The sequence below is a fragment of the Lachnospira hominis (ex Liu et al. 2021) genome, assembly GCF_014287955.1.
In the GTDB taxonomy this organism is placed as follows: domain Bacteria; phylum Bacillota; class Clostridia; order Lachnospirales; family Lachnospiraceae; genus Lachnospira; species Lachnospira hominis.
The window spans coordinates 1-1,171 of record NZ_JACOPD010000026.1; the positions used below are offsets into that span (position 1 = coordinate 1).

The following is a 1,171-nucleotide window of genomic DNA, read 5'->3' on the forward strand; positions in this document are numbered from 1 at the left end:
AACCTTAACACAACAAGTGAGAATACACAGGCAGCTGAATCACGTATCCGTGATACAGATATGGCTAGTGAAATGGTTGAGTACAGCAAGAACAATATCCTTGCTCAGGCAGGTCAGTCTATGCTTGCACAGGCTAACCAGCAGACACAGGGTGTTCTTTCACTCCTCGGCTAATTATAAGCACTACTATAATAAAAAAACCGTTGCCGCAAGGCAGCGGTTTTTTTATGCAAAAAAATTAAAAAATTTAAATTTAGGGGTTAAGGAATAAAAAAAATCTCCGATATATAATACAAATGAGTGATTAATAGTTAATAGGATTAATAGAATCACTTTTATTAATTTTAAAATAAATAATTGGATTGTTTGAATCAAGGAGGATTATAGTTATGGTAGTACAGCATAATTTATCAGCAATGAACACTAGCAGACAGATGGGCACAGTATCAAGTGCAATGTCAAAGTCAACAGAAAAGTTATCATCAGGTTACAAGATTAACAGAGCAGCAGATGATGCAGCTGGTCTTTCAATCTCAGAGAAGATGAGAAGCCAGATCAGAGGTCTTAACAAAGCTGCTTCAAATGCACAGGATGGTATCTCTCTTGTACAGGTAGCAGAAGGTGCTCTTAATGAGACACATTCAATCTTACAGAGAATGAACGAGCTTGCTACACAGGCAGCTAACGATACTAATACATCTGTTGATAGAGAAGCTATCCAGCAGGAAATGAATCAGCTTACAAGTGAGATTGACAGAATTCAGTCTACAACACAGTTCAACTCAATGAACCTCTTAGACGGTACATTCTCATCAAAGGCACTCAAGCTTCAGGTTGGTGCTATGTCTGGCCAGTCAATCAGTGTATCTATTGCAAAGATGAGTGCTTCAAAGCTTGGTCTTGCAGGTACAGATGGTAAGGTTTCATTAAAAGTATCAGCATTCTCAAGTGCAGGTGCAGCAATGAAGACAATTCAGGCTGCTATCAAGACAGTATCTGATACACGTTCAAAACTCGGTGCTATCCAGAACAGACTTGAGCATACTATCAATAACCTTAACACAACAAGTGAGAATACACAGGCAGCTGAATCACGTATCCGTGATACAGATATGGCTAGTGAAATGGTTGAGTACAGCAAGAACAATATCCTTGCTCAGGCAGGTCAGTC

2 protein-coding genes are annotated in these 1,171 nt (G+C 39.0%); both read left to right on the forward strand.

The features are described 5' to 3' along the window. The coding region (locus H8S01_RS14510) for a flagellin (RefSeq protein WP_279287888.1) at nucleotides 1-174 on the forward strand (174 nt) is incomplete at its 5' end. A 215-nt stretch (nucleotides 175-389) separates the two neighbouring features. Then, nucleotides 390-1,171, forward strand: a 782-nt coding sequence (locus tag H8S01_RS13865) for a flagellin (protein ID WP_186837541.1), incomplete at its 3' end; no start/stop codon positions are given.